A 23,059-nucleotide genomic window follows, 5' to 3' on the forward strand; every position below is an offset into this window, starting at 1 on the left:
GCTATAGCCGCTCAATGATCTCAATGCCTTCCGGCAAGTCGGTCCGGTCGATGTCAATGCGGTAATCCGCGAATTTGCGTGCCGGCGGATAATTGTCGATGCCTCGATCATCCACAGACCGGAATTCCCCGTCGATGTCACGGCCGATGCGTACGCGCTCGAAGAGCTTGTGCGCCGAAGCGTTGCCGAGCGCGCTGGCGTGTTTGAAGACAATCAGCTTGCGGCTGGCCATTTCACCGCGGGCGGCGGAACGGTCATGCTCGAACATGGATTCGAAAGCCTGGAATAGCACATCGAGATCCGCTTCGGAAAATCCCGTGCGTTCGGCCAGCTTCGCCGAGATGAAGCCGTGGCTGCGATAGAGACCATAAGGCACGATATGTTTGCGGCCCATGGTCCGGTTATCGGTCCGTTCGTTGATTTCCTCGCCGCCTTCGGCACGCTGTTTCTTTTCGGCCTCATTGGTGGCCGCCATGCGGGTGATGGATATTTCCTGCGGCACAATCGGTTCGATGGAGGCACCGAAGGTCAACTGTACCGGCCCGCGCACTTGGCCGGCATTGATCCCGGTCGACATCACCGCGCCAAATGTGCGCACGTCGAAGAAATTGTCGCACATGAAACTGGTCAAGCTTTTCGCCTCTTCATCGCTTTTCGGGTTGAGCTTGGCATCCTTGGCTGCCTTCCCGTCTGTTGGCCGCAAGGCAATATAGGCTTTGCGGTGCTGCTCGTTGAGGATGGCGCCTTCCTGGACATAGATGTTGAAGCGGGGTTCACCGGCCTTGGCGATGTCGATATAGTTCCGTACTTTCCGTTTCAGACTCACATCGGACACTAGCCCATGATTGGTTTCAGGATCGAGCCGAGGTAGGTTGCCGGCATCGGGGTCGCCATTGGGATTGCCGCGTGTAACATCGAACAGCAGCACGAAATCGTAGCGATTTTTAATGGAGGTCATAGGGTGGCGTCCTCCGTGGCAGTGGTGTCTGAATTCGTGGCTTCTGAAGCCGTGGTATCAGATTTGATGAAGAAGGCGTTGCGCTGGTGGTAATAGCCGAGCCCGAACAAAGCCTGATCCTGGGCGGATAGAGATGCCGGGAAGGGGTCATTGCTTGGACTCATTCGGTCGAGAATGGCGCCGATAATCGTGTCGAGATATTTGCGGCGACCGGGATTCTGCTTGCCCACCTTGGAGAGGTGATTGGCAGAACCTTTGTCCAGCACGGTAAAAACACGGCGTGGCGTGGCGGACGCGGCGCCATAGAATTTATCCTTGATGGTGGCATTGACATTGCGCCCCAGTGCCTCCGTCTGGGCCTTTTCGTAGGCGGCAAAGAGCCGGCCCAATAAATAGCCCTTATTGTCGTTTTGCGGATCGAGTGACACGGGAGCCTCCTTTGTCCTGTCGAAATTTCGAATAAGCACGGCGCGCAGCATCCCGACCCGCAATGCGTTTATGTCCTTGTCGGCGCGAATGCGCATGAGAACGGTGGAGAGCAGTGTCGCCGGATATCGCGTACCGGCCAGGATCGCCCGCATCCAGTCGCCGGCAAGGTTTGGCGGCACGTTCTCGCGCTTGCCGAGCACGGCGGTTTCCACGAGATAGCGCCATAGGGGCGGATATCCCTCGTGCGGTGGCGGCACGATCGCGGTATCGGCGATGTAGCGCTGGTAATTTTCCGCCAATCGGCCGAACGTGTCTTCAAACCAGAAGCGGATTGATATCCGTGCCGCGTTGGGGGCCAGGCCCAGCACGTAGAACCGGACGCCCTCGGCCAGTTGGGGGTTGAAATCGCTCAAGCGCTCGCCCTTGCGCATGCGAGCGAGAATGTCGCCGATCTTTTGATTTTCCGTCACCACATCGACGGCATTCAGCATGGCGCTGAAGATGCTCTCCGCATCATCGGCGAGAGAGGTCTCGGATGCGTCGGCCCAAAATACCGTCGAGGCATCGCCGATCTGCAGGCGATTCTTGCTGTCACTACCGAGGAAGGTATTGAGCGCCGTCGTGTATTTGAACGTGGCGGCTTCGGAGACGGGCGCATTATCGCCTTGTTCGTGATTGTACGAGGCAAAGGCATCCAAATTAAAGGACACGATGGACGCGCCGGAGGATTGGGCGCCCCATACACCCTTAATGGCAGGATGTAGTCGCGCGATGGGCCCGGCTTCGCCCGTCACCAGACATAGGGCGTCCGGACTGTCGCCTTTTTGGGCGCCTGAGCCAGCCCAGGCGGTTTGGGCCGCAGGCCGGTCATGCAAGAAAATATTTTGCCGGCGGTCTTCCTCGAGAACGAAGACGACATTCTGGTCTCTCATCTCCTGGGGCCAAAGCGGGGGAGCGAAATGTGCGGCGGCCCAATTGTCCAGAAACAGGAGAAAGGCTTTCAGCCCCGCATCTTGCGTCGCGCCGATCGCGTCCCGGTGATAGCGGATAAAGGCGGCATGCTCTTCGGCGGTGCGCTTGCCCTCACCGGCTGTGACGCCGAGGACATAGGCTGTCTTGTCCCACAGGAAATTGGGAGCGATGCCCACCGTCCGCTTTGCCGGTTGGGGTACCTGCATCATCCTTGGCGCCTTTTTCTTGCCTTCGCCGCGCAGGTCGATGACATGGGCGACGGTCCCATCGGGGTTGAGCGAGATCGCGAAACCGATTTTCTCGGAGGAATAGCCGAAGGGCGGCGCGCCCGGCAGACGGTCATAGGCGCGGGCCAGGGAAGACAAGATGGTCATCGCAACACCTCCGGTGTGTCGGGGGCAGGGATTCTGACAATGCCTTTTTCGAGCTTGGCACGGAAATAGAGCGAGGGCTTGCCGGGTGCCGCATGATCGATATCGTAGAGCATGAAGCCGAGATCCCGGCTTTCGTCGATCGTGGGCGGCAGAGGCGCATCCGGCGGCAGAAGCTCGAAATCGGCCGCGAATTCGCGGGTGCCAAGGCAGGGCTGATGAAATGTCTGCCCACGCGCCGCGCGGCGATTGAAGATATCGAGATGCTTGCCCTCGTTATCGTCGGGACCGGCTTTCGATGTCATGTCGAAATGCGCCTCGATGACATAGGCGACATCGGCCAATACCAAAGAAGCCCGTTGCTGCCGGTCTTCTTCCACCTTGAACACCAGCCCATCGAGGCTGGCCCGCTTTATCGCCGTCTTGACGTTGCGGGTCGAAACCTTGCTGCCGACCTCATTTCGCCGAATGGATTGGAACTGGATAGGCTTCAGGACATGGATCGCATCGATCCACCACATGATGGCCGGTTTCCAATGGATCGCTTCCAGAATGCCGCGTGCCGCCGAAGGCGTCATGACGTCATAGGAGACACGCTCAACTTTCATCTCAGGCCGGGTGAAGCAGGCATGTTTGCCGGATACCCGAAGTCGAATGCCATAAGCCATATAATATCCTCGCAATTCTTTAGGCGAGCCCGCAAATTCCGGGGGTGGTGGTGCGCAAGGTGGCCTTACTATATGATCGTATCCTCCATCCCCAGGTATTCCGCGTCTTCCCACAACAACCCGACTTCCGGATCGTAGAGGCTGGCGGTTTGCAGCACGGCGAACTGGTCGGCACGGAATTTTTCCGCGATGAAGGATACATGCCCGCAGGACTGAAGGCGGGCGCGGGCCTTGCTCGGTATCTGAACGGTGTAAGGCTGGAGCTGGCGTGCCAGCTTGCCGGAGGGAATCTCCTTGATCGCCAAACGCTTCACCGCTTCGCGTGCCAACTCGTCGCGCGCAATGATCACCGGCACCATGGTACTGTCGATCATCCGGAACTTTTCGGCGACGCTGCGATACGCGAAGTTCGTCATGCCGCTGCCGATGCGGAAGTCCGGAAGAATCTTCTTGGCGTCCAGGCCATCGGCGCCGACACGCCAATAGACTTCCCCAAAGAAATCGGCCATGGCCTGCGGCGAGAAAAGATCCTCGTGCTTGTCCATCATGCGGGCCATGTCGCGTGACAAGGCGGCTATTTCACGCGGCGGCGGATTGACGGGCGCACTGAAGACGGTGACGAGGCTTTCAGCCGGTGGCCGCTTCCCTTCCCGATTGCAGCGGCCTGCCGCCTGGGCAATCTGGTCCAGGCCTGCTTCTGCGCGCCAGACTCGGGGAAAATCGAGATCCACACCGGCTTCAACCAGACTTGTGGCGATCAGGCGGCACGGGGCCTCATTCGCCAGGCTTTGCTTGATCCGGTCGAGGACATCCCGCCGATGGGCCGGATATAGTCGCGTCGTCAGATGCATCGCCCCATCCAGTCCGGCAGCCCAGGCAGCCCGGAACAGCGCCAGCGCATGCTTGCGGCTGTTGACGATGACAAGGCCTTGTGCCGTTCCCGCCAGGTCGGCGATCAGGTCGTCATCGGTCATCGCGCCGCCATGCCGCAGCGTGACCCGCTTGAGCGCGGCGGCGAGCCGAGCCGGATCGGGCGCCAGTTCCCGGCTTTGGAGATCGAGGCCGGTGGGATGGCCGGCCGGAAAACGGGCTTTGTCGAGTGCCGGCTGCGTCGCCGTGCATAAGACGATGGTGCAGCCATAGTCGCGGGCCAGGGCTTCCAGCATCCAGGTGACCGGCGTCAGCAGGGGGCGCGGCAAGGTCTGCGCCTCGTCGAGGATGATAATGCTCCCCGCGATATTGTGCAGCTTGCGCACACGTGCGGGGCGCGCGGCGTAAAGACTTTCGAATAACTGCACATTGGTGGTCACCACCACCGGGGCGCTCCAATCCTCCATCGCCAGCCGCAGCTTGCCCTTGCCTTCGGGCGGCCGCGCAGCATCGAGGGTCTCCATCTCGATGGCCGAGTGATGTTCAAGCACGATGTCCTCGCCCAGCAGCGATTGGAAAATGCGGGCCGTTTGATCGATGATGGCGGTATAAGGAATGGCATAGATGATGCGGCGATGGCCATGTCGGCGCGCGTGATCAAGCGCGAAACCCAGTGAGGCCAGGGTTTTGCCGCCGCCGGTCGGCACGGTCAGCGTGAACAGGCCTGGCTTGTCGCCGGCCTTTGCCCGGACATGGTCGAGAATCTCGCTGCGCAGTCGATTGATGCCGCTCTCCTGCCGGCCGAACGATTGCATGTGCCGATCGAAGCCTGCTATCAATCGGGGCAGGGCTTCCTGCAAGAAGGGCCAGTCGCGGTCGACGGTGAGATCGCCGATGCTGGCGTAATATTTTTCCGTGTCTTTGAAATCGGCATCGACCAAGCATGAAAAGATCATGCGGCCAAGGAGGGACAGCTGAAAGGCGAGGCGATCCTTCTGCCAATCGAAGGACGGCAAAAGTCCGGTCGCGTCCGGGTATATCTCAGTCCTCCAGATTGGATCGAGCGTCTGGTGATCAAATCCCGCAATCCGTGACTCGAGGCTTGCCACATCTCCAAGACGATCCGGGAGACCGGCATGATGGCCCGCAATGCCATAGGCGATGAGCTCGGCAATCAGTCCATCATCTCCCTTCGCCATATCCCGGACGATCGCGGCGCCGGCAGTCGAATGATCCACCCTGATCGGCGCGCCCTCCAGGCGCCGAGCGAAATCCGGGTTGTATTTGCCGAGATCATGCAGCAGTCCGGCCAGAGTGGCGGCTTTCGACGATCCGAAGCGTTCGGCGAAAGTCCCGGCAAGAGCAGCAGCTTTCGTCAGATGATCTTGTAAAACGTGCCAATCCGATCGGTCGGCCTGCTCGGTCGAATGCGCGTAATACACATGGGTCTCGATAGTTATTTAACTAAATATCGTAAAGGTCGACATGAGGAGCAGTCAAGCTCATCAAAGTGCGGAAATATCCTTGTCGCCGGTGGTGCGGGCGCCGGCGTCAATTCCGCACCCACCTCATGGTTGCCGTCTCGAGATATGTGGCCGACAAATAACCTGACAGATACGTGGCTAACTCAGGCTGTTCTGGGTGTCCCTTCCGAAATGACGTGCGCACGGCAGTAATAAAAATGTGGTGCAATCCTAACTTTAAAGCCGGACCACTTTGAACAGGGCAGATCAACGCGATATTCGCGAGAACTGAAAAAACCTCGGTTTTGAAATTTGTCGTGGGGCTGTTGAACACCTGGACAGCGAGGCAAATGGCCTCTCGTGCGCGGATTAGCCGTTCATCGTCGAAAAAGTTCAGTCCGGTTTTTGGGGCCCAAGCTCTTTTCTTAGCAATGAAGAAGTCAGTTTCTTGATCCGTCGCAGGCTGAACTCTGGCGTTCTGCTTAACTTCGGTGATCCACCGCTATTGATGGTCGCCTTGCGGCCACGGTTCAACAGGTCCTGAATATCCTGGTTTCGCCATTTTCGAGCGCGACGGGATTTGACAATCGGTTTCTCGTCTACGGTCAAGGCTCCCGCCGCATTGCGGACTGGCATCACCCTAAGCTCCTCCTCGTCGCTAAGAATATCTTGCCAATATGAAAAAATCACGTTTTGATGTGCTGGGGGCCCCCAGGGTACCTGCTAGGCCTTAGGGATTGTGAGCTATTCAGAGACTAAGATGCGAGCTTTAGCGAATATTGGAGAGTACCTCTCGCCCGCGGTACCTGAGATCTGCAACTACTGGCTGGCGAAGGTCGACGGACGATCAGCACCCACGCGTGCGGAGATCGACCCCTTGGAGATGCCAAAGGGTGTATTGCCACACATTTTGCTAGTCGATCTGGAACGGCAGACGCGGCAGATTAGTTTCCGGCTTGTCGGTACCCACGTCGCGCACATGTATGGCTCCAATTTTACCGGCGCATCGATCGACGAAATCATCCTCCCACACGGCCTGACGGAAGCGCTGCGGGAGCTCTATGGGAGTACGATGGATCTCGGTGAGCCTATTGTCGGACATTATGGATATCCGATGCGAAATGGTCGCCAGGCGCTTTCTGAATTCGCGCTTTTGCCGTTGCAGTCACACGGCGCCGTCACGCAGTGCTTGGCGGTCGAGCATCTTGGAGCCTTGGGAGGCGTCGACCCTGAGGACCTGATTTCTCTAAGGCGAGTCTCTGCCCCAGCGATCGCCCGGCCGCAGTGACCGCGATGGAGGCTTTGACCTGGCTTGGACTGTCACAGGGTATGACACAGTGGCCCCTCGAGGCTGAATCGAAGGCTGTAAGTAGCCATATTTTTCAGGAGTTTTCGGTAAACATGGGTGAGCACCCTGGCGCCCCAGCCAACAAATCAGATATCTATCATCGGTAGTCGAAACTGTCTGTAGCTTCTGGCGCAAGCTTGATGCGGCGTGGCACGCCGGTTGTCGCAACGGCACTGAACTTTGGCGGCGCCTGCGGTCGTCTGGGTTTCGCGGCAGTCAGCGGATCGTGTCGGAATGGGCGAGCCGACGTCGCCTGGATGAAAACTGCAAGACCACGGCGGTCTCCCTTAGGTCGCGCGATGCCAATCGATCGAGATCATCTGTCAAAGGCCGAGGCTGTTACGATTGCCACAGTCGAGGCTTCTGCGCTAACGCTTGTCGCCGCGCGTGATCTCGTCGACCGCTTCAACGCGATGGTCCGAAGGCGGGAGGCAGGCGCGCTGGACGCCTGGATCGAGGAAGCGCGGGCAAGCCTCTTGACGTCCTTTGCCAATGGCCTAATGGCAGATCACGAGGCTGTTCGCGCGGCAATCCGCGACTTTGGCCGAAGGACAGACGGAAGGCCAGATCACAAAGCTCCAATTGGTCAAAAGGCAGACGTACAGCCGCGCCAAGCTCGATCTGCGGGAGCCCGCCTTCTCAGTGCTGCCTGAATCATACGCTGCACCAAAAGCGATTCAGAGCCCAGTAAGAACCCGCTTAAAGGATGATGGGCATCAAAAAGGTGCCCCATGGAAATTGCAGAAATTCCGTAGAACAAAGAGGACTAACTGCCATCAGTAGACGCTGTACAGCAATATCGCTACCGATGTGACCATCGAAATTCTCTGGGAGTCGATCCGACCATTCGACGAAAATGACGTGCCAAGTGGCTTTGGTCAGCGAAACCTGCGGCGAGTGCGATCTCGGACAGTGAAAGATCGGTCTGGGCCAACATTTCTTTGGCTCGTTGGACACGCTTCCGTAAGAGATAGAAGTGCGGTGTGACACCCGCCGTTTGCTTGAATTCTCGCGCGAAATGAAAAACCGAGAAACCTGCCACTCCAGCCAGCACCGCGAGATCGATTTTCTCGCTTAGGTGCGTCTCCACATATTCCAAAACACGGCGCGTAGCGCCGGGCGGGAGACCGCCCCGAGCTTGTGGCGCTGGCATGGGCACTGATGGCATGGGCGCTGATTCTGTGACACTTTGAATGTATATCAAGACGAGGCCTCTCAAGTAGCGCGACTCTCGTCGCATTTCGTTGGGCGCTAAAAGTACTGTCAGGCGGTGTTACGAGCGCGGGCCACGTCTCAGACCCGTCCAACCCGATCGTTACGAAGGTCAACGACGAAAGCGCCATCGTCAGGTATTTCTAGGCTTGCGTCGGCTTCGTCCTGCCCTGGACGAGGGGCGATCATTGTGACCTTCTGCCTCACGCGGAACGTCGACCCGTCCTCGCGCCTGTAGCTGTTCATCAGTCCACCGCCATTCATCGCGGCCACGGCTCTCGCGACGCCGAGGCTCCGCTCGTCAACCGCCACCGGGCTACAGCCACAGGCGCGATCGAGCCAGGTGACCGTCCATTCTGGCACCATGTATTTCCGGCGGCGGGCAGTTAGTAGCAATCACGCCTTGCAGTTTCTTGAGGATCTGCTCCTCTGGGCTGTGTCGGCTCTATCAGTCGCTCCCTCGGATAGGCGAGCGTAGATCATCGTAACGCTTCAGGCCTCAAGCAGAATGGGTTGCTTCTTCTTGAGCTCTATAGTGGGCCCGCGTCGCACTGGATGGTATTGCGCGTCAGCACTTCAGGCCGCCACTCTAGGGAGGGCCGCATTGGCAGAAGGGACAACTCGACTATACCGAGGTACATCGTTCAAGAGTGAGCCCCGTCACCGGCATGACATGCGTCGGGGTCACGTTATAGTTGGGCGGCCAGTTGGGCACCGGCGCTGTGATGCGCACGTCGGCTCCAAGGACGTCTCATGGAGCATCGCGCGCACTCCATACATGGGTGAAGGCACATTAAAGGCATGGTGAGCAAGGCATGCGCGACCTATGCGACGAACACAAAGACCCTGTTGAGTCGACGATGAGAAGGTGAGTGTAGACTCATCGACTGCTCCGACACGCTTGCCCGTGCGCCACCGCGGTGCGAAGGCAGTCGATCAGCGCAGCTTCCACCAGCGGCTTACGAAGGTAGCATTGCACCCCCCGGGTAAGCATGCACTCCTTCGAGCGCTCATCCAGATAGGCGGTGACCAAAATCGTCGGGATTGAGTGCCCACTTTCGACCAGATGGTTATAAAGCTCGACACCGGTCATTTCCGGCATGTGAATATCGGCGACCAAGCAGGCGGTGGCCGTAAGTTGCGCAGACGCGAGAAATTGCGCTGCAGACGGAAACACCGCGGCAGAGTAATCCAGCGCCTTCAGAAGCCTGCGCATGGATTCGCCGAAAGACTGGTCGTCATCGACGACAGAGATTAGTGGTCGTTCGGGCAATATGGCCTCCATGAGTGTCGGCCGCGGCTACACCGCGCTTGTGAGGCCGGCTAGGTGCAGCATCTGACATCAAGCATAACGCTGTAACGGACCCGCGACTCTAAACTTTGGTTTAGGATTTCTGCCCCTCAGGGGTGGGCGGACGGCTGTTCAAGCGTTTTCGTTAGGACTAAGATTGGCAAATGAATTGTGGAGGGAACAGATGCGCCAGTCCACGGACCTTGGATCACGAGCCGCAGCCGCGCCAAATTCACATTCCTGCGTAGTCGTCATCGATGACGACGAGGGGTTTCGCGAATCCCTCGGACGACTTCTGCGAGCTGTGGGCGTGAACCCGCGACTGTTTGCGTCGATTAACGATTTTGTCCGCTCTGACCCGCCCGATAGCCCTACCTGTCTGGTCCTCGACGTCAGGTTACCAGAGCGAAGCGGACTCGATTTTCAGCGCGATCTCGCCGCGGCGGGAGTCACGCTCCCGATCGTCTTCGTCACCGGTCACGGTGACATTCCGATGAGCGTACAAGCAATGAAAGCGGGCGCCATCGAGTTTTTGACGAAACCGTTCCGGGAGCAGGATCTTCTGGATGCCATAAGTGCCGGGCTCGCTCGCGATCGTGTGCGCCGGCAAAATGATGAAGTCTTGAGCGAAGTCAGGGCGCGATTCCAACTGCTGACCGCGCGCGAGCGCGTTATTCTGGCTCGGGTTGCGGAGGGTCGACTAAACAAGCAGATTGCCGGCGAGTTGGGAATCACCGAAACCACGGTGAAGGTCCATCGCAGCAATATGATGAAGAAGATCGGAGCCACATCGGTGCCACAACTGTGCCGAATGGTGGATAAGCTGAAGCTGCTCAAGTTGCTGCCCGAGAACTCCAAGCTGGCCTAAACCGTGGAGAGCCCAACGGGCCACAGAACGTCACCCATCCTGGGGCTCTCGGGGTACGTGCTGGTGCCCCTGCGAGAAAGCGCGGACTTTACCCTTTACCGCGGCCGAAAGCACGACGACTCCTCGCCGGTCCTGGCGATCGCACTCTTTGAACATCCATCGCCTCAGAGTATCAAGCGGCTCTTGCATGAATACTCGCTCGCAGCCGAACTCAATCCCGCGTGGGCTGCCAAACCACTGGCCATTACTCGTCACGAAGGGCGGACGATTCTCTTACTCAAGGACCCTGGCGGTCAGCCGCTGGATCGGATTCTTGAGCGTGACAAGGGGCGACCGCTCGACCTGACTCGCTTCCTTAGCACCGCCATTGGGTTGGCAAGAACACTTGGTCAAGTCCATCAGCAGGGCCTCATACATAAGGATATCAAGCCTGCGAATGTCCTCGTCGACGACACCGGCAACGCGTGGCTCACCGGGTTCGGGATTGCATCCCAACTTCCTCGCGAGCGACAGTCACCCGAACCTCCCGAGTTCATCGCGGGAACGCTCGCCTATATGGCACCCGAGCAGACGGGACGAATGAACCGTTCGATCGATTCTCGGAGTGATCTTTACTCGCTTGGAATGACGTTTTACGAAATGCTGACCGGGAGTCTTCCCTTCGCGGCCGTCGACCCGATGGAATGGGTGCACTGTCACATTGCGAAACAACCAGCCGCACCCAGTGAGCGGCTGGGAACCGTGCCGGCCTCAGTCTCCGCAATCACGATGAAGTTGCTCTCCAAGACGGCGGACGAGAGGTATCAGACAGCGGGGGGAGCCGAGAGCGATCTTCGGCGCTGCCTATCCCAATGGGAGTCCCAGGGGCGGATCGATGACTTCACCCCTGGCGCTCGTGACACCCCGGACCGCCTCATGATCCCCGAGAAGCTGTATGGAAGGGACCGCGAAGTTGATACTCTGCTCACCGCTTTCGACCGCATCGTTGGTGGTGGCCGAGCGGAACTGGTGCTGCTCTCCGGATACTCCGGTATCGGGAAATCCGCCGTCGTTAATGAGCTCTGCAAGCCACTCGCGCCCCCGCGTGGCTTGTTTGCGTCAGCCAAATCCGACGAATATAGGCGCGACATTCCGCATGCCGCACTGGCCCAGGCGTTTCAGAGCCTCATCCGGCGGCTCCTTAGCCAGAACGAGGAAGACCTGCGCAAATCGCAGGACGCACTTCGTGAGGCGCTGGGTCCAAACGGACTACTCCTCGTCGATCTTGTCCCGGAATTGAGGCATATCATTGGCGAGCAGCCGCCGGTGCCCCAATTGCCACCGCAGGAAGCGCAGAGACGTTTTCAGATCGTCTTTCGACGGTTCATCGGCGTATTTGCGCGATCTGAACATCCGCTCGCGCTCTTCCTCGATGACATGCAATGGCTCGACGCCGCAACGCTCGATGTGCTCGAGGATCTTTTGACCCAGCCGGACATGAAGCACCTGTTGTTGATCGGCGCATACCGGGACAATGAAGTCAGTTCGACCCATCCGCTGGCGCGCAAGCTGAGAGCGATGCGCCAAGCCGGAGCGGTCGTGCAGCACATCGTTCTCACACCACTCAGTCGCGCCGATCTAGGTAGACTGCTTGTGGATTCCCTTCGCTGCCAACTGGAGCGCGCCGCGCCGCTGGCCGACTTGATTCACGAGAAGACCAGTGGCAACCCGTTCTTTGCAATCCAGTTCATTTTTACTCTGGCGGACGATGGCCTGCTGACATTCGATTACCGCTCGCGGCGTTGGGTATGGGACCTAGCTCGCATTCGTGCCAAAGGCTTCACGGACAATGTTGTAGAGCTGATGGTCGAGAAGTTGAAGCGCCTTCCGCCAGAAACCCAGAAGGTACTCCAGCAGTTCGCCTGCATGGGCAACACTGCAGACTTCGAGATGCTGCGGATGGGATATCAGGGCTCGGTCGAGGACATGCACGAGCATCTTTGGGAAGCCGTGCGATCGGGCCTCATCTTTCGTGCTGACAATTCCTACAGTTTCGTGCACGACCGCGTGCAGGAAGCCGCCTACTTGCTGATCCCACAGGAGCTGCGCGCCGAGGCCCATCTACGCATTGGAATACTCCTTGCAGAGCACACGCGCGCTGAAAAACGTGAGGAGGCGATATTTGAGATCGTCAATCAACTCAACCGGGGCTCGAGTCTTATCACCTCTGTTGAGGATCGCGAGCGCGTTGCAGAACTAAATCTGATCGCAGGCCGGCGCGCGAAACTCGCGACGGCATACGACTCGGCGCTCAAGTATCTCAGGGCCGGCAGAGCCCTTCTTGCAGAAGAGACTTGGGAGCGGAATCACCAGCTCATCTTCTCAATCGAGTATCTGGCGGCGGAGTGCGAGCTGCTGACCGTCACCGTTTGCCTCGCCGCCGGAGATCCGCTCGCGGAAGTGCAAAAGGAATGCGAGAACGGCCTGGCATTTGCCAGGCGGGTGCGTTTCGGCTTGGCCATCGAGCGGTGCGGGGCACAGCTCGGTTTGATCCTCACCTTGCGCGGCCTGACTGCGAGGTTCGGGTGCCTGGATCATGAGGGATATAGCGAACTCGATACCGAACGCCGCTTGGCCAAGAGTCCCGATCTGGTTCTCGCCGAGTTCCACTACTGGACGCGAAAGCTGCAGGCGCACTTTTTCGCCGGAGACTTCGCGTCGGCGGTCGACGCGGCGCTGCAGGCGGAACCGCTGCTTTGGACGTCGGCGGCAATGTTCGAGTCAGCGGTGTATCGGTTCTATGGCGCGCTGGCGCATGCGGCGGCCTGGGATCACGCCACACCGGAGCAGAGACCGAGCCATTTCAATGCTCTGCTGGACCACCACCGGGAACTCCAGGCGTGGGCGGAGGTCGATCCAGAGACTTTCAAAGACCGCGTCGCCTTGATCGGCGCCGAGATCGCCCGCATAGAGGGCCGGGTACCGAACGCTCAGGAGCTGTACGACAAGGCCATCCGCGAGGCTCACAAATACGGGTTCGTGCACAACCAGGCTATTGCCAATGAGATTGCCGGTCGTTTCTACGCAGAGCGCGGCTACGAGAAGATCGCGGCGACCTATTTGCGGGCCGCGCGGGCTTGCTACCTGCGCTGGGGAGCCGACGGAAAGGTTCGACAACTCGAGGAGCTTTATCCGCACCTCAAAGTGGACAAGTCGATCCCGGATTCCACGGCGACGATAGCGACACCCGTCGAGCAGCTCGATTTGGCTACGGTAATCAGGGTCTTGGAAGCAGTCTCAGGCGAGATTGTTTTCGAGAAGCTAATCAACACGCTCATGAGTTCGGCAATCGAACATGCGGGCGCCGATCGAGGTCTCTTAATTCTTCCGCGAGGCGACAAATACCAAATTGAAGCAGAGGCCACAACGAGCAGCAGCAACGTGAACGTGATTCTCAAACAAGCACGCGTCACGGCCGCTGATCTGCCGAAGTCTATATTTCACTATGTCCTTCGGGCCAAAGAAAGCGTTCTCCTGCACGATGCGTCCAGTCAGAACTCGTTCTCAGAGGATGTCTATATTCGCAGCCACTGCTCACGGTCAGTGCTCTGCCTGCCGATACTAAAGCAGACTAGGTTGATTGGGATACTGTACTTGGAGAACAGCCTTACGACCGGCGCGTTTACTCCTGCTCGAATGGCAGTCCTCACACTGCTCGCTTCCCAGGCGGCTATCTCAATAGAGAACGCCAGCCTCTACCGCGAGCTCGCTGAGCGGGAGGCCAGGATCCGCCGCCTAGTGGATGCCAACATCATCGGAATAGTCTTCTGGGATGTTCAAGATCGCATAGTCGAGGCCAATGACGCGTTTCTTCGTATGGTCGGACTCGACCGCAAGAATCTCGTTTCGGGCGGCGTGCGTTGGATGGATCTGACACCGACCGTCTGGTTCGAACATCAGCCCCAATTAAAGGTGCAGGGCAGCCTACAACCGTTCGAAACGGAACTCTTCCGGGAGGATGGCAGCCTTGTGCCAGTGTTGATTGGTGTGTCCACCTTCGAGCAAGGTGGGTACCAAGGTGTTGCATTCGTACTTGATCTGAGCGAGCGCAAGCGGGACGCTGACATGTTACGCGCATTGCAGACGGACTTGGCGCACGCCAACCGTGTGGCAACGATGGGACAGCTTGCCGGCTCCATCGCACATGAGATGAATCAGCCGATTGGGGCGGTACGGAATAACGCCCATGCAGCTCTACGCTTCCTCACGGCGAATCCGCCTAATATGCCAGAAGTCAGGGAGGCGCTGGAGTGTGTGGTGGGCGAAACATACAGGGCAGGTAACATCATTGGTCGGATCCAGGATCAGATAAAGAAGGCTCCGCCACGTATCGAGAGCATGGATCTGAACAAGGCGGTCGAAGAGGTGCTCGCGCTGGTAAGGGGGGAGCTGTCGAAGAATGGCGTATCGGTTCACGTGCGTACTGCGGAAGGACTATCTCCTGTTAAAGGAGATCGGGTTCAGCTTCAGCAAGTCATGCTTAACCTCATTCTCAATTCCATCGAAGCGATGACGAGTGCGGACGTTTCGGAGCGGAAAGTGGAGATCACGACGGAATCGCACCACACGGATGGGCTGCTCGTGGCCATAGCCGATTCCGGGCCAGGCGTCGCAGCGAATGATCTAGAGCGTGTTTTTGAATCCTTCTACACTACAAAGGCCGGTGGATTCGGGATCGGCCTCTCGATATGTCGCTCTATCATTGATGCCCATGGAGGACGCTTGTGGGCAGAAGCACATCAACCACGTGGCGCCGTCTTCAGATTCACACTGCCGACACATAACTAAGCCAAAGTTCAGCGCGCCCAACAATCAGGCGATCGCCCTAGTCACCTTCGCTTCGTAGGTCGGAGTCGTGTGGGGCAATAACCGCGTATCGACCTAAACCTTGGTGCAATGGAAGCCAACCCGTGTCTCGTGTTGTGATCTTACGTAGGTCGTAAGCGCATTAGGCCACGGTTCCAGTCATCAGCTTGCCGTGTAGTCCGCTTGACAAACGGGCCAAATCGGCCGGACCATCTATTAAGTCTTTGCGTAAAGGAGGTTGAAAATGGCAACCAACCTGACTGATAATGGCTTAGCGACAAGCGAGATGATTTTGGATGGCGACTTCGACGAAATCGACTTCCGAGGAGAACTCGTCGACGGGCACCTCATCGCAAAAGGAATTCTCGCAGACCAAGCGGCAATGGATTCCATCCCGGTAGGGATATACGTTCTCGAAAAGGATGCCACCGTCGTCAAGTGCAACAAAGCTGCAATCGCGGGTTGGGGACGTACGCCGTCTCTGGGAACCTCGGAAAAGTTTTGCGGGTCACACCGCCTTCGTTACCCTTCGGGAGAAGTGATGCCGCACGAACTCGCGCCACCTTCCGTGGTGATCAATAACGGCGCCACCGTGCGGAACGCCGATGTGATTTGCGAACAGCCCAACGGTAATCGTCTTCTGGCGCTTGTTAATGTCTTTCCAATTCGTAACAACCAGGACGAAGTGATCGGAGCCGTCAACATTTTCCGTCACAATACCAGCAAGACTGTTCCTGGCTTACTCCCGGAATCTGCAAGCAGTTCTAACTCCAAGACCGACGAAGGGGAGCAGTAAGGCTTCCCCTCGCCACTTCGGTCTGGACTAGCACCTTGATAGGTCGCTTCTCGGAGTGCGGGACCACGAACCCAATGTTTGGCTATGTCCGCCGCAATCCGGCTGATCACGCTTCAGGCTCCGAAAATTATCACGTGCGCCAATTAGGTCGCGCTTACTTTTGCGGTGGAGCTATTTATGCAATCGAACGAGCGACGTGAACGGGAGCGTGAGATGCGTGCCGCTGGTCGGCTGCCCCCAGGACAGTCGTTGACGCTCAAGTGGCCGGTGCTGCATGTGGGCTCGGTGCCGCTCTTTAACCCCAGGACATGGGATTTTCGCGTGTTCGGCCTGGTGGAGGAGCAACTGCGGCTTTCGTGGGAAGAGTTCTCCAATCTGCCGCAGAGCGAAGTATGTGCGGACATGCACTGCGTCGAGCGCTGGAGTCGGTTTGACAATCATTGGGGAGGATTGCTCGCCACAGAATTGATGAGGCGGGTGAAGTTGCGGCCGGAGGCGCAGCATGTGATGGTCCACGGCGAGAATAACTACACGGCAAACCTGCCAATCTCCGATTTTCTGTGCCCGACGACGATTCTCGCCCTGCGGCATGACGGCGAACCCCTCACGGCTGAGCATGGCTATCCGCTGCGCCTCGTGGTGCCAAGCCTCTATGCGTATAAGAGCGTGAAGTGGGTGCGCGCGATCCAATTGTTGGATCGCGAATCGCCGGGCTTATGGGAATTTAACGGATATCACATTTACGGCGACCCGTTCAAAGAGCAACGATCTTCGAGCTGAACATCGGGACGCTGGCAGAAGTATAGGTCGCCCAATAACGTGAGATTGAAACTCCGCTAAACAATTGATTTTGCGTACCCTGAATTCCCATAAAATGAGACTGCCCCACCCCATTGTCCGTCATCAGACTATCTGGGACACGAGAGCCCGTGATTTAACGGAGGATTTGGCTCATGGGTGTTGACTGCGGCAGCGTTTTGGTCTTGCAAGCGGCGTTGCTGGATGGTGTCGCGCCTGATCCTTTCTCGTTGTCTGAGGATGGCTGGCCGCGTCCGAAATAGACATCGGCAGGCGTCAGATTGTAATGACGGCAGAGTGGCGAGACAGGATTGGCTCAAATCATCGTCGTTCGCGAAGCACTTCGTAAGGTGCTTTGCCGTTGAACGTGTAAAATCGCGAGCAATATTGACCCCCTGAGGGGCGATTTCGCGTCCAATACTGACCCCTCTGACGCATTGTGTCAGTGTCCATCCTTTGGCCTTTATCGGCGGGGAAGGACAAGCGAGGATGATTGGCGTGGACCTGATTGGCCTGATCCGGCGAGCCTATTTCGAGCAGCACCATTAGGGAGATCGTACGGGCCTGTCGGTGTCGCGGGCGACGGTGCGCAAGGTGATCCGTGGCCAGGAGACAGCGTTCAAGTATAGCGCGACGTGCAGCCCGCGCTGGAGCTGGGGGAATAGGTCGCGGTTCTGACCGAAATCCCTTCTATTAGATCCGGTGTAGCGACGGCCCTTCTTTGGCCCACAATTTATCCTCCGCATCAGTCCACAGCAGCAGCATTGGCGCCAAAGCCGGATACCGTTGAGAACTAATTCGACCTATTTTTGCGGCCGGTGGGCGCGCTAAATCTTGGGCCGCGCCAATCGGTCCGCGCGTCAATCAGCACGCAATCGGGATTTCGTATCGCCGCCATAGGCCCCCTCTCGGAGCCTTTGTTTGGATAGTCACGGTAGCCGGCGGATGATCCTGCTGCCGATGCGGCGCAGGCGATAACGCGGACGACGCGGGCCGTTGGGTGCCTGCGGAGCCAGCCGGAGTCAATCCCCCGAACCTGCCGATCTCTATTGCTGGGGAGCCGGTGAAGTTCAGCGTGCTTGCAACCGCTAGAACGTACCGAGCTTGGTGGAGCTCCATTGGATGTTCACCGTCAACTATCCCCGCGACAACTCCGCACCTGTGATGGCAATGCGGCATCACAGGGGCTCGGAGACGCTATATCCTAAAGTCACGTTGCCACTGGTGCTAAAGCGATGAAACCTGTGTCGGGCGTCCCTGGACGAGCGGACGCGCTTGCTGGAATCCAGAGCTGGCCAGCGCCGAGGGATCAGCGCGCCACGCGTGCTTGAATCCGGCCAAGGGCTGGAAAGAGGGGGCGGCCCAGTATTTCGCATCCGGAAATCCAGTTCCTTAGCTTGGCCGCAAATTTTGCTTTGGCCGCGCGATCGCCTGCTCGCACCATCCGCGCCGGCACCCCCACAGAGTTCACGACTACGCCTAAGGCGCGATCAGCGCGCGAAGCTGGTGCAGGGTCGTTGCCGTTCCCGATCCTCAAATAGATTGGAAAGCGATCGTGCGTGAGCGTGTCCAACGAATCCAGTAATCAGTGCCGGCGGATAATGTTCGCGACGCTCAGCGTCGAAAACGGCGGCGGCCTCACCTGAGGCCGCCGTTTTGCTTTGCCGCGCTACCAGGACACAACGAGATCGGAGTAGAGGCGATAGGAGAGGATCGAGTCGTCCTTGTCGGTGATCGGTGTTTCCCCACCGACGCCGATTTGCACGTTGTCGGTGAAGCGATAGCGAAAGCCGCCGCCGATGGTGACCGTGGTGTCACTGTCATCACTGCCGAAGTTCAGCAGATCGACGCCGTCCAACTTTCCGAGCGCCCCCGTCAGGCGCTTTCCGTGGTCGATCGGCGTGAAGCCGTTTAGCTCGACTAACGGGAAGAAGCCCGGCAACACCTCGTAGTCGGTATGCAGGGAATAGTGCAGAATCGAGGTGTCGGCGTCGCCGTCGAGGGCGATGTTTGCACCCAGGCTTGCCTGCAGGCCGAGTTTGCCGAAGGTCGTCGCGCCGGTGATGAAAGGATTGAGGAAGCCGTCGCCGTCGCCCTGCAGTTTGATGCCGCCGGTTTCCAGGTCGTTGATGGGAATCTCGTAGCGCAAACCGGCGGTCAGCAGGGATTCGCTCTTTGGATCGTCCAGGATTGCATACTTGAACCCGAAGGCAATGTTGGAAAAGCCGTCTTCGTCGTCCAGCACCTTGTTGAAGTGGGCATCCGCATAGCCGTCTTCGGTCGCGATGAAGCCGAGGCGCTCGGTCAGGGCGACCCGCAGCTGCAGGGCCGCAACATTGACGTAGCCGCCATCGGTCACGAAATCCTCTGGCAGCCGGTTGTAGAGATAGATCAAGCGCGCCTCGGTGGTGATGTAAGGGGTCTCGTTGAAGAGCGGGTTGGTCAGCGGAGGCACGTAGCGAGTGTGCCGGCCTTTGCCAAGCGAGCCTTTCAAGTCAAGTCCCAAGAAGCCGTTATCGCCATCCGCGGCCATGGCCGGAAGCGGTGTGGCGGCTACCGCGCAAACGATTGCTAGAGCAACCATCCATTCCGCTCTGGCCGAAACCTTCTTCATCGAAAAATTCCTTATTGTCTTCTGCAGTCGGGGGATATGCCGGACCTCCGTAAGCGTCCGGTGTGGGTCGCTGCTTAGGATGGAGGCTGCCGGTTGTAAGGCAGCAGCTCACCTCATCAGTACTGCGTAAAATGTGGTATCGGGCGGACCATGCGGTCCGCGTTTCGTATCTCAATCTATGCGTCAAGCCGCGCCATGGTGTCCTCGCGGTTGACTGATTTGCGCGGCAGGGGCGCGATGGTGACGGGAGCGCGTTCGCCGGACCTGATCACAGTGGGAGTAGCTGGATCTTGCCTGGTCGAGCGCGCTCCGTCAGTGGACGCCTAGAATCCCGCAAGGCCCTGGGGGCTGTTGTAGGGAATCTTGTTTCGACCAATCTCCGTCAGTCTGCCGCTCGTCTTGTCGAGGCGGTAGCTGACAAGCACCGAGGCATTCCCGAAGATCTGGTGGAAGTACTGGTCATCGGGGGTCAGCCAGCTATCGCTGGGTCCGCTGCTGACGAGCTTGTTCACGGCACGGAAGGTGCCGTCGCCCGGTATCGCCTTGTTGGCCGGGTCCTGGAGAAGGCTCAATCGGCCTTTTTTGAGACGGTAGGTCGAGACCGTTCCGTAGCCGAAGTTGGTCGCAAGCACGAGCGAGTTGTCAGAGGTCACCTGTAGCCAGCAGAGCTCGGACGGCTTCCCGAGCGAGGTATCGATCGGGACCAGCGGGCCGTTGGTCACGTGACCTTTGCCATCAATGCGACTCGTGAGAACGCCGTCTCCTACGGCGACACCATTCAGGAAGGCATCGCGACTCCGGTGGAGGAAGGTAATGTAGAATGGGCCCGCGCCGCCGGCATCGGCAAACGAAGGCTTATCGAGCGTGCCGTCGTCGCGCACCGGGAATACCACGAGCCCATCTCGGTCGGGGGCGTTCGCCACAACCAGATTTGGCGACCCGTCGGGATTGGCGCTTGGACGAGTGTCGAAGAGGATGTCGACCAACAGGAAGCGGCCATCGGGCGACAGAACCGCTTGTGTCGACACCCGATCGGTCTTCGTCGCAGTGTTTACCGAATAGCGCTCCGGACGCAGCTTCAACTTGCCATCCTTAGCGACCGTGTAGGAGCGGAGGTGGTTGGGGCCGAAAGCATGGAGCACGTAAAGTGTTCGACTTTGAGGGCGATAGGCGAGCGACTTCGCCGTTCCACTGCGCCCGGTTACAGGCTCGCCGGTCGTTTGCCGATCGATCATAGTCAGCTTGCCGTCGGGACTCACTCGGAAGCTCGTCACGCTGTTGTCGCCGCCGTTCGTCGTGAACAGCAGGGTGTTGGATTCGGCTAGGATCACGCTGCCAGCGCCCTCGAATGCGTTGGGCGCGCTCTCCTGACCGCTGATCGGCTTGAAGACGCCCGAGCCGGCGCCGCCGGTAGGGATACTCTCCAGTAGTTTGAGTTGCCCGTCCGCCTTGCGACCGAAGTGCATGATGCGGTTCTGGGTCTCGTTGGTCTGCATGTAGACATGACCTACGAAGTCCGAAGCCGGTGCGTCTCTTGCGAAAGTCCCGAAGAGAAGCAGCGCGAGCGCGATAAGGACAAGAGCGAAAAGGGCGAGATTCGATGATCGCCGGCGAGTCATGTAGTTCTCCTATGTTGCTGCCGTTTGCGAGCACGGCTTCTTGGTTCCATGAGGGATGTCCCGGACGTAGACTTGCTTCATATTGCGTGGAAACGTAAATCTCACTGCCTGCCCCGGCAGAGTCCTGGCCGTGAGGTTCGCGACGGTCCCTCTTCACCTAACTTATTGCCGATCACTCTAGCCGATATTAGAGAACCGGATTCGCGCGCGACTCCGAAAAACGTGTTCCAGAGTCCTCCATTCGCTTCGGACAGGCGAGTGTGCGATCCGAGAACCAGAAAGCAATGCCATCCAAATGATCAACTTTACTTCTGGCCGGGAGCGTGCCAGGGCTGGCTCGTGCTATCGAACGCGCATGTCAGCAAGTTAGGACGGTCAGACACGTTTCCAGGACCTCCGCACGCCGCAGATGGGTGGCCGAGCCTGACGGCAGGGGGTAACCTCTTAGTATTATGTTCGGGGGCACCGGCCAGTGTCATGGTTCGGATCAAGAAAATGCGAGCAGCACCGGACTTTTGCCAGTCGCGAGTGCCGAAACGCGTCGGATGCCAGACATTGGGAGTGGAACAATGAACGAACCGGTGAAACTCGATCGCGCGCTCGGCCTATGGTCCGTCGTGCTGTTCGGCCTTGCCTATATGACGCCGATGATTGTCTTCGGCACTTTTGGTGCTTTGGCCACCGCCAGTCAGGGTACGACCGCCATGGCGTATCTCGTCGCTTCGGCCGCGATCCTCCTGACCGCGATGAGCTATGGTGTCATGGCCCGTGTCTATCCGGTCGCCGGTTCATCCTACACCTATGCCCGCAAGTCGATCAGCCCGAGTGTGGGCTTCCTGGTCGGCTGGGCGGTGCTGCTCGATTATTTCTTCCTGCCAATGGTGATCTGGCTGATTGGCGCGGCCTACCTTACCTCGGCCTTCCCGGCGATTCCTGCTTGGATCTGGATCGTCGCCTTCATCGGCCTTACAACAGCCGTCAACGTCATTGGGATCGTCTTCGCCAACCGGGTCAACTTCATCCTGATGCTGGTGCAATTCGGCGTACTCATTGCCTTCTTGTTCCTGGCCGCGCGCTATGTCGTTGCCGCCAATGGCCCCGGCGGACTGATTTCGGTCGAGCCTTTCTTTAAGGCGGATGTGCCCTTCTCGGCCTCCGCCGCAGGTGCCGCGATCGCCGCCTATTCCTTCCTCGGCTTCGACGCCGTCTCAACGCTGACGGAAGAGACCCGCGACGCTCGGCGCACCATGCCGCGCGCCATCCTCATCACGGCGCTGGCCGGCGGCCTCATTTTCGTGCTGGCTGGCTATATCACCCAGCTCGCCCATCCCGGCTTCCAATTCGAGTCGGTGGACGCGGCTGCGACCGAGATTGGCAAGGCGGTGGGCGGCGATGTATTCGTCACGTTGTTCCTGGCCACGCTGGTGGTCGCGCAGTTCACCTCCGGCCTCGCGGCGCAGGCGAGCGTCGGGCGTCTGCTCTTTGCCATGGGGCGCGACAGGGTGCTGCCCTCCGCTATCTTCGGCCAGCTGCATCCGAAATGGCACACGCCGGTCCTCAACCTCGCGCTGGTCGGCATCGTGGGCCTGCTGGCGCTGACGATGGATGTCACCACCTCGACGTCCTTCATCAACTTCGGCGCCTTCCTGGCTTTCACCGCCGTCAACATCTCGGTGATCGCGCTCTATCTCCGGGGTGAACAGCAGGTCAGGCCGATCGGTGTGCTCTTCGGCCTCATCATTCCCGCTGTCGCGGCGGTCTGCGATCTCTACCTGCTGATCAATCTCGACGGTCACGCCAAGCTGCTCGGGCTGATCTGGCTTGCGATCGGCGTCGTCTACCTGGCGTATCTGACGAAGTTCTTCCGCGTCGCGCCGCCGGAGATGGACTTCGTCGAATGAGTGCAGGGCCCGATGCTGAGCCATCTCGAGATCGAG

16 protein-coding genes are annotated in these 23,059 nt (G+C 58.7%); 6 read left to right on the plus strand and 10 right to left on the minus strand.

Annotated features, from left to right (window positions below; all coding sequences use genetic code 11):
• Position 1: 1 nt before the first annotated feature.
• The 6 genes from cas7c to SMD27_RS20890 form a co-directional block, all read right to left on the minus strand.
• On the minus strand, positions 2 to 958 hold the full coding sequence (gene cas7c / locus SMD27_RS20870) for a type I-C CRISPR-associated protein Cas7/Csd2 (protein WP_320510381.1): 957 nt from the start codon (positions 956 to 958) through the stop codon (positions 2 to 4).
• Positions 955 to 2,733 (minus strand): type I-C CRISPR-associated protein Cas8c/Csd1, encoded by a 1,779-nt coding sequence (gene cas8c, locus SMD27_RS20875; RefSeq protein ID WP_320510382.1) that lies wholly within the window; start codon positions 2,731 to 2,733, stop codon positions 955 to 957. The genes cas7c and cas8c overlap by 4 nt, the downstream gene beginning before the upstream one ends.
• The gene (gene cas5c, locus SMD27_RS20880; protein ID WP_320510383.1) at positions 2,730 to 3,398 is read right to left on the minus strand and encodes a type I-C CRISPR-associated protein Cas5c; all 669 of its coding nucleotides are present in this window, start codon (positions 3,396 to 3,398) and stop codon (positions 2,730 to 2,732) included. The genes cas8c and cas5c overlap by 4 nt, the downstream gene beginning before the upstream one ends.
• 68 nt (positions 3,399 to 3,466) lie before the next feature.
• Positions 3,467 to 5,710: a CRISPR-associated endonuclease Cas3'' gene (locus SMD27_RS20885; RefSeq protein ID WP_320510384.1), complete on the minus strand. Its 2,244-nt coding sequence runs from the start codon at positions 5,708 to 5,710 to the stop codon at positions 3,467 to 3,469.
• 109 nt (positions 5,711 to 5,819) lie between these two features.
• Complete coding sequence (locus tag SMD27_RS24255) at positions 5,820 to 6,227, minus strand: DUF3644 domain-containing protein (RefSeq protein ID WP_379991286.1); 408 nt, start codon at positions 6,225 to 6,227, stop codon at positions 5,820 to 5,822.
• Positions 6,125 to 6,367 carry a hypothetical protein gene (locus SMD27_RS20890; RefSeq protein ID WP_320510385.1) on the minus strand — a complete coding sequence of 81 codons (243 nt, stop codon included), beginning with the start codon at positions 6,365 to 6,367 and terminating at the stop codon, positions 6,125 to 6,127. Before SMD27_RS20890 ends, SMD27_RS24255 begins: the two co-directional genes overlap by 103 nt.
• 124 nt (positions 6,368 to 6,491) lie before the next feature.
• Between SMD27_RS20890 and SMD27_RS20895 the strand changes: the two genes are divergently transcribed.
• Positions 6,492 to 7,019 (plus strand): PAS domain-containing protein, encoded by a 528-nt coding sequence (locus tag SMD27_RS20895; RefSeq protein ID WP_320510386.1) that lies wholly within the window; start codon positions 6,492 to 6,494, stop codon positions 7,017 to 7,019.
• 862 nt (positions 7,020 to 7,881) lie between these two features.
• On the opposite strand, the gene SMD27_RS24260 is transcribed toward SMD27_RS20895, so the two are convergent.
• Positions 7,882 to 8,319 carry a helix-turn-helix domain-containing protein gene (locus SMD27_RS24260; RefSeq protein ID WP_407651944.1) on the minus strand — a complete coding sequence of 146 codons (438 nt, stop codon included), beginning with the start codon at positions 8,317 to 8,319 and terminating at the stop codon, positions 7,882 to 7,884.
• An 852-nt stretch (positions 8,320 to 9,171) separates the two neighbouring features.
• Complete coding sequence (locus SMD27_RS20900; protein WP_320510387.1) at positions 9,172 to 9,564, minus strand: response regulator transcription factor; 393 nt, start codon at positions 9,562 to 9,564, stop codon at positions 9,172 to 9,174.
• A gap of 202 nt (positions 9,565 to 9,766) precedes the next feature.
• Between SMD27_RS20900 and SMD27_RS20905 the strand changes: the two genes are divergently transcribed.
• From SMD27_RS20905 to SMD27_RS20920, 4 genes are all read left to right on the plus strand, one after another.
• Positions 9,767 to 10,450, plus strand: a complete 684-nt coding sequence (locus SMD27_RS20905; RefSeq protein ID WP_320510388.1) for a response regulator transcription factor — start codon at positions 9,767 to 9,769, stop codon at positions 10,448 to 10,450.
• Positions 10,451 to 10,507: 57 nt separating this feature from the next.
• A complete protein-coding gene (locus tag SMD27_RS20910) occupies positions 10,508 to 15,277 on the plus strand; it encodes a trifunctional serine/threonine-protein kinase/ATP-binding protein/sensor histidine kinase (protein WP_320510389.1) in 4,770 nt (1,589 codons plus the stop codon).
• Between the two features lie 262 nt (positions 15,278 to 15,539).
• Entirely contained in the window at positions 15,540 to 16,091 is a 552-nt protein-coding gene (locus tag SMD27_RS20915; protein ID WP_320510390.1) for a PAS domain-containing protein, read from the plus strand.
• 177 nt (positions 16,092 to 16,268) lie between these two features.
• Positions 16,269 to 16,871, plus strand: coding sequence for a sulfite oxidase-like oxidoreductase (locus SMD27_RS20920; protein WP_320510391.1), 603 nt, complete (start codon positions 16,269 to 16,271; stop codon positions 16,869 to 16,871).
• Positions 16,872 to 18,558: 1,687 nt separating this feature from the next.
• On the opposite strand, the gene SMD27_RS20925 is transcribed toward SMD27_RS20920, so the two are convergent.
• Both SMD27_RS20925 and SMD27_RS20930 read right to left on the minus strand, forming a co-directional pair.
• Positions 18,559 to 19,503, minus strand: coding sequence for a transporter (locus tag SMD27_RS20925; protein ID WP_320510392.1), 945 nt, complete (start codon positions 19,501 to 19,503; stop codon positions 18,559 to 18,561).
• A gap of 323 nt (positions 19,504 to 19,826) precedes the next feature.
• Positions 19,827 to 21,122, minus strand: a complete 1,296-nt coding sequence (locus tag SMD27_RS20930) for a lactonase family protein (protein WP_320510393.1) — start codon at positions 21,120 to 21,122, stop codon at positions 19,827 to 19,829.
• A 569-nt stretch (positions 21,123 to 21,691) separates the two neighbouring features.
• Between SMD27_RS20930 and SMD27_RS20935 the strand changes: the two genes are divergently transcribed.
• On the plus strand, positions 21,692 to 23,023 hold the full coding sequence (locus tag SMD27_RS20935) for an APC family permease (protein WP_320510394.1): 1,332 nt from the start codon (positions 21,692 to 21,694) through the stop codon (positions 23,021 to 23,023).
• The last annotated feature ends 36 nt before the right edge of the window (positions 23,024 to 23,059 follow it).

Source organism: Dongia soli (assembly GCF_034044715.1).
GTDB classification, from domain to species: Bacteria; Pseudomonadota; Alphaproteobacteria; order Dongiales; family Dongiaceae; genus Dongia_B; species Dongia_B soli.